6 protein-coding genes are annotated in these 6443 nt (G+C 47.5%); 5 read left to right on the top strand and 1 reads right to left on the bottom strand.

The annotated features are described in order from the left end of the window. Positions 1-201: 201 nt before the first annotated feature. Entirely contained in the window at positions 202-495 is a 294-nt protein-coding gene (locus tag BUC01_RS17550) for a nucleotidyltransferase family protein (RefSeq protein WP_025831159.1), read from the bottom strand. Between the two features lie 207 nt (positions 496-702). Here BUC01_RS17550 and BUC01_RS17545 point away from each other — a divergent pair, with 207 nt between their 5' ends. From BUC01_RS17545 to BUC01_RS17520, 5 genes are all read left to right on the top strand, one after another. Then, positions 703-1686, top strand: a complete 984-nt coding sequence (locus BUC01_RS17545; protein ID WP_073314373.1) for a tyrosine-type recombinase/integrase — start codon at positions 703-705, stop codon at positions 1684-1686. A 659-nt stretch (positions 1687-2345) separates the two neighbouring features. Continuing rightward, positions 2346-3644 (top strand): DUF3575 domain-containing protein, encoded by a 1299-nt coding sequence (locus BUC01_RS24950; RefSeq protein ID WP_243462376.1) that lies wholly within the window; start codon positions 2346-2348, stop codon positions 3642-3644. A gap of 64 nt (positions 3645-3708) precedes the next feature. Further along, positions 3709-4080 carry an Rrf2 family transcriptional regulator gene (locus tag BUC01_RS17530; protein WP_025831161.1) on the top strand — a complete coding sequence of 124 codons (372 nt, stop codon included), beginning with the start codon at positions 3709-3711 and terminating at the stop codon, positions 4078-4080. Positions 4081-4122: 42 nt separating this feature from the next. After that, the gene (locus BUC01_RS17525) at positions 4123-5145 is read left to right on the top strand and encodes a DUF5119 domain-containing protein (protein WP_081795759.1); all 1023 of its coding nucleotides are present in this window, start codon (positions 4123-4125) and stop codon (positions 5143-5145) included. Between the two features lie 70 nt (positions 5146-5215). Then, positions 5216-6388: a fimbrillin family protein gene (locus BUC01_RS17520; RefSeq protein ID WP_083595472.1), complete on the top strand. Its 1173-nt coding sequence runs from the start codon at positions 5216-5218 to the stop codon at positions 6386-6388. Positions 6389-6443: the final 55 nt, after the last annotated feature.

Below are 6443 nucleotides of genomic sequence, written 5' to 3'. Positions count from 1 at the left end.
CGTTTTGGCCGTCAAACCGTTTTTTGGGGGGAATGCTTAAAGATACAAAAAAGGCAACTAACTCGCAATGAATTAGTTGCCTTAAATTTTATTATCTTAGGAATATCCCTATTTATTAATTATTAGATTAAATCTTGTTTTACGATTTCCACTGCCTCTTTCAGTGGGGACAGATGTTTATCAATAATTTCTTCTTTCAACTTAGGCGTAAACTCCATCTTGCTCTATTCTTTTAAGTAATAGATCTCGTAATCCTTCTCGCAAACGAACTAAATCAACTTTACATCCGAGCAAGGATTGCAGTGTTTCTCGAATATCGAACATGACAAATGGGTCGGGTTCTTCCAATTCTACGAAAACATCTACATCACTGTCAGGTCGATTCTCGCCACGAGCTACCGAACCAAATATTCCAATAGAGCGAATGCCATATTTGGACGCACAATCATTTTTGAATTGTCTGAGTGTGGCAATACATTCATCTTTTGTTTTCATATTCTTGCTCCTTTCATCTTGAACAATGTTCTTTGTACAAAGATAAGAAGTTTTCTGTTATTTCAAGATTGATATTAGCATTTTCTCTTTTTGTTTGGCTCTGAATCTTCTTCCTCACTTTCTTTACTTTGTATTCACAAACATTACACTTGTGATTCCTGTTCTCAGGACTCACTTCGTAGTGTGCAACTTTAAATGATAAAAGTGATGAATACAGAAAGGATTGAGAAAGATGACGGAAGGCTGGACCTTTCGCTGTATATGACGAAGGTCATTAACAAATTGAGTGAAGACAAGAGGTACCCTGCGGTGCATACCTACACCAGCACCTTGCACTCTTTTGCAAAGTTTTCCTGTGGGGCAATGCCCGTGAATGACGTGTTCACCCCCGGGCGACTGAAAGCGTATGAGGACTGGCTGCTGCAAAGGCGGCTGAGCTGGAACACCATTTCCACCTATATGCGCACCTTGCAGGCGGTATATAACCGCCTGTCCCCACCCGGCACGCCGGAACACAACGCTAAACTCTTCGATGACGTGTATACCAAGGTGAAGTCGCAGACCAAACGGGCGTTGACTGAGGAACAGATGGGCAGGCTGATGCACACAAATCTTGCCGTGCCCTGCAAAGAACTACAACGCGCACAGGCCTATTTCCTTCTGATGTTCCTGCTGCGCGGCATGCCGTTCATCGACCTTGCCCACCTTCGCAAGAGGGATGTGCGTGATGGCAGGATAGTGTACCGCCGCCACAAGACGGGAAAGCAGATCACGTTGCGCATCCCTCGGGAAGCCTTGCCCTTACTGAAAGAGTTTAAGGATAAGGATGCTGCCTCCCTCTATTTTTTTCCCATATTGAATGATGCCCCGGAAGGGGAGGATGCCTTATACGGGTATTATCAGAAAGCCTTGCGGAATTTCAATAAGATGCTGGGAGCACTGGCTAAACGGTTACTTCCCGGTGTAAAAGTCAGCTCCTACACGGCGCGGCACACCTGGGCTACACTGGCCTACCATATAGGAATGCCCGTCGGAATCATTTGCCAGGCATTGGGACACTCTTCGGTTCGCGTGACGGAAACCTATCTGAAGCCCTTCGAAAATGAAAAGGTGGATAAGGCTAACCGTAAATTGATTTCTTCTGTTAGGAAAAGTAAATGGGGAAATGATGTGAATTGTAATATGTTATGAAACAATATATTGCAAGGAAATTACTTATCAAGTAACGGAAAGGCAAGCGGGGAATTACTTATCAAGTAACGGAGCTTTGTGCCTGCAAAATTGAACATTATTTTTGATTATCCAAAATAAAAGGTCTTTTTTTCACGTTAATAACTTAATTTTTATCTATTAATCTATTTACAAACACTAAAAACATCTCATATTGCCCCTGATGCGGACTGAAAAGCACACACCACTTCATCCATCTTTGAATCCTCAAAAACGGACAGCTTGTCTATTCGCTTTACTTATTAGCAAAATAGTTTTTTCATAAAGGATTATTGAAATAATCGGTAAGAAAACGCCTTTTCTTGTACCTATTCAGGTATGCTACCCGCTTGTTATTGTCGGAGTAACCTTCATCCTGAGCTTGTCGAAGGATCTACTCCCCCTTGCTACATGCGGAGAGGAGATGCTTCGACTACGCTCAGCATGACGGATAGTTCTGATAATCAGAAGGTATTATACCTGAATAGTTGCCTTCTCTTTTTATGCGTGAAGATTGCCCTTTCCGTTACTTGATAAGTAATGGAAATAATAAAAGAAGTTATTATGCGAATACTCTATACACAAACTACCGAATATGTCGCCCATCCTATGAAGCGATTTATTCTGAACTCCACTTGCTTATGAAAAAAGAAGTATTTATAATCATTTGCGGCATTTGGCTCTTTTTGTTGCCGCCTTCCGTTTTTGCAGGCAAGGTAGCGGATACGGACGTGAACATGGATGCGGACACACTCCTTTGCCGACGTGACAGTTTCTTCCGCGAATCCCTGTTGCTATATTTCCGTTTCGACCGGTCGCTGATAGACAGCAGCTATATGGATAACGGCCCAACACTTGGTGCTTTTCACGTCCTGCTATCCAACAGCACCGCTGCCTCACTTATCGACACTGTCTTCATCACGGCTTATGCCTCTCCCGAAGGTGACAAGACGCACAATATCCGTTTGGCTGAACGTCGTGCGGACGCAGTGAAGGACTACCTTTCCGAAAAATATCCGGCCATCGAGCATCAGCGTATACTTACCGACCCGCAGGGGGAGAATTGGGCAGGGTTGCGCAGCATGATTGAAGAAGATGACTCCGTTCCCGACCGCGAAGAAGTCCTGATGATACTGGATTATGTAAAGGACCTCAACCGTTGCAAGGAATTGCTGAAACGGCTGAATTGCGGGTATGCCTATACCTATATCCAAGACCGCATATTACCCCGGCTTCGTAATGCCACTGTCTGCACGGTGCAGATGAAGGATGTGAAGGGGATTGCCCTTTTGGGAAAGATAAAGGAAGAGGAGCGTGTTTTTGGAGAGATGGCGAAGGAGAGGGGAGCTGACCGTCTTCAATGGTTTCATCATGGGCAGTCATTCCTGTCCGCCCGTGCTTCCCGCCGCCCCTTGTTTGCATTGAAAACAAATCTGCTGTTCGACGCTGCCTTGATGCCCAACATCGAGATTGAACTCCCCATCGGTAAACGCTGGTCACTGAACGGTGAATATATATTCCCCTGGTGGCTGCTGGATGGTGACAAATACTGTCTTCAAGTACTTTCCGGCGCTCTGGAAGGTCGTTGTTGGTTGGGGAGACGTTCCAATCGTGAGGTGCTGACCGGACATTTCTTCGGCCTGTATGCGGGTGGAGGTAAGTATGACCTGCAATGGAAAGAGAAAGGCTACCAGGGAGAGTTTTTCATCGCTGCCGGATTGAGCTACGGCTATGCACATCGCATCGCCCGCAACCTGCACTTGGAGTTCAGCCTCGGCATTGGTCTGCTACGTACCGACTACCGTCATTACCGTACCCGCGACAACTATCAGACGCTGCTGTGGCAGGAAAACGGAAATTATACCTGGCTTGGGCCTACGAAAGTAAAGTTTTCCCTCGTATGGTTGCTGACGCGCCGTAAAGCTGCTGGCAAAAAATAAATCATCATAACCCCATTACTAATCATCATAAATCACTACTGATCATTATAAACCACTACGTCCTATGCTTACACAACAAACCCAGAAAGCAATAGCCATCTTGCATGACATCGCCGGCCATCAGGCGCTTGCCGTAGAAAGTTATCATATCACCCCCGACGAACTTGCCGTCATGCTTGCCCGTCTGGAACGCCATAAAATAGTGAACCGCATCCCCGGTGCTTCGGCCGATAAAGAGACCTCTTACCAACTGTGCCGTCCGCTTAACGACATTTCACTACTGGATGTACTGGAAGCGACCGGCGAGCATTTGAACTGCAACCATCCCACTACCGAGGCCTTCTACTCCCGTTACGGGCGTGTGGCGTCGAAGCTGGGTGTGGTGAACCATATGACACGCCTGTATCTGTCGGAGATAAAGTTGGTTGACTGCTGACCGGGCGGGAAGAATGAATTGAAGATAAAAAAAATCAGATGAATGAAAGATACAGTATTTAAGTCGGGATATTATAGTTGGATACGACCGTTGCCGTGGCTTTTTGCGCTGTCGTGGCTTTTGTGCTTCTTTGCGTCGTGCGAGCGTCGCGAACTGACTTACTATATGGAAGCTGAGATCACAGTAACAGCCGATTGGAGCCATGCAGGGATGCCGGAAGAAAAAGACGACGGTGCCACGCTGGTCATCTTCCCTCAGGATGGCAGTGAGCCTCGCGTGATATTGACGGGCGAACGTGAACGTACCATCGTGCGTTTGCCGCGGGGAACTTATGATGCCATACTCTTTAACCGTTCGTTCACCGATTTCAGCAACCTCCTGTTTACTGGAATGGAGTCTATGAAATCGCTCGAAGCGTATGCTAAAGAAGTGGTGACCCGTGCCGATACGCGTGTTATCATCTCTTCGCCCGACAAACTGGCATCGGGCACGGTGCTGAACTTCGAAGTGACGGATGACATGCTGGGCAACTATGCCCCTCCGGCAGCACGGGGTGTCTGCCCCGAAGGTGCATGCAGGATGCACTTCACGCCCACGCCGCTTACCCGGCACATCCGGGTGACACTGAACGTGAAAGGCTTGCACAATGTGCGCGAGGTGCGTTGTACACTGAACGGAGTGCCCCTTTCGGTCTTCCTCCACGACGGACGTGCAGGGGAGGAGCTGGGCGGCCAGCAGTTCACGGTGGGCAATCCGGTTTTTGCCGAAGGTTCGTTCACCGACGGCCGGCTGACGGGAGAGCTTGATGTATTCGGCTTCGACCGCTCGCTGTCACATTCCATTGCACTGAAGGCGCTGCTGGTGGATGGCAAGACAGTGGTGGAGCAAATGCTGACGGACATAACAGTGGAAGAAGAAACGGACAGTGCCGGAAACATCACGCTCTTTATAGACGCCTCCGTTCCCGAAACTTTCCCCGATGTGAAACCCGAGGGCGGTTCCGATTCCGGCTTCGATGTGGATGTGGACGAATGGGAAGACGAGGAAGTGGACGTTCCGGTATAAAAGGACAAACGGAACAGACATGAAGTTATCAATGAAACTCTTTTTTATTAATTAAAATATGTATCAATTCATGAAAACGAAAAGTTTATTTTTAGTAGCGGCAGCAGCCATGACTATGGCAAGTTGCTCGCAAAATGAGATTGTGGAAACCAATCCGGACACTAACCGTGCCATTGGATTCGGAGTGTACACGGGAACGCAGACAAAAGGGCTGGTAACAGACAACTCACTTACGGATGGCGCTACCGCCAACGGTTTGAAGGTGGCTGGCAAAGGCTTCGGTATCCTTGCGTATCAGACGAGCGGGAACTATAGTACTTCCGGTGCGAAAGGTCTTTTTATGGACAATGTGCAGACTACTTGGACTCCCGGAGCGCCGAGCGGGAGTTGGGGATATTCTCCTACAAAATTCTGGCCTACTAATACTACGGACAAGATTTCATTCTTCGCCTATGCTCCCTTCAATGCCGGTGCCACAACTGGCACTCCCACCGGTGCAAACAAGATTAAGGTGACCAATGCGACAGCTACGGAAGACCCGCTTTTGGAATTTACATTGCAGGATAATCAGAAGGATATGGTGGACTTGGTGGTATCGGGCGTGAAAGACCAGCAGAGTACTACGGCCGGTGGCAAAGTCACTTTCGCTTTTAAACATGCGCTTACCCGTGTGGCAATGCATGCTAAGACCAGTGTGGCTACTAATGCCGAAACCAAAGTGTACATCACCGGCATCAAGTTGAAACATACCAAGAAGCTTGCCCAGAAAGCCACTTTTGATATGAATGATGCCACATGGGAACTTCCGGCAACGACTCCCGGAAGTGATTATTTGGCAGCTGAGTATGCCATTGCCGCAACTTCTGCCAATGGTGTGCTGAAACTGGCAAATCCTGCCTGGAAAGGCTATACCACGCCTGCCGTTGAAATTAATTCAACAGTCGCCAACCTGTTTACTGACGACCAATATCTGTTCTTCATTCCTATTGACGGAACAACAGGTACCGGTGCAGCCGATGATGTAGTAGCCGCAATCTCTTATGACATCGTTTCACTTCCTTCTTCCGGTGCTACTACGGCTGTAGCGTCTTCTTTCACCAAAGAGGTGGATTTGGGAGCGAATGTATTTGCACAAGGCAAAGCCTACAAGTTCACGTTTACAATCACGTTGAATGCAATCACGGTGGATGTATCGGACTTTGATTGGGATGCTGAAACGAATAAACCCGTAACAGTCAATTAACCCCGGTCTTTTGTTTTTGTCTCGGCAAATTACAAATCCGCCGTAATTTCTCCCT

The organism is Bacteroides stercorirosoris (genome assembly GCF_900142015.1).
Lineage (GTDB): Bacteria > Bacteroidota > Bacteroidia > Bacteroidales > Bacteroidaceae > Bacteroides > Bacteroides stercorirosoris.
The sequence above is the reverse complement of the archived record's forward strand: the minus strand, read 5'-3'. Positions and strand labels throughout refer to the sequence as shown.

Bases quoted from the DNA above. Each gene is read 5' to 3' on its own strand.
- BUC01_RS17550 (WP_025831159.1), bottom strand. From the start codon at position 495: ATGAAAACAAAAGATGAATGTATTGCCACACTCAGACAATTCAAAAAT.
- BUC01_RS17545 (WP_073314373.1), top strand. From the start codon at position 703: ATGAATACAGAAAGGATTGAGAAAGATGACGGAAGGCTGGACCTTTCG.
- BUC01_RS24950 (WP_243462376.1), top strand. From the start codon at position 2,346: ATGAAAAAAGAAGTATTTATAATCATTTGCGGCATTTGGCTCTTTTTG.
- BUC01_RS17530 (WP_025831161.1), top strand. From the start codon at position 3,709: ATGCTTACACAACAAACCCAGAAAGCAATAGCCATCTTGCATGACATC.
- BUC01_RS17525 (WP_081795759.1), top strand. From the start codon at position 4,123: ATGAAAGATACAGTATTTAAGTCGGGATATTATAGTTGGATACGACCG.
- BUC01_RS17520 (WP_083595472.1), top strand. From the start codon at position 5,216: ATGAAAACGAAAAGTTTATTTTTAGTAGCGGCAGCAGCCATGACTATG.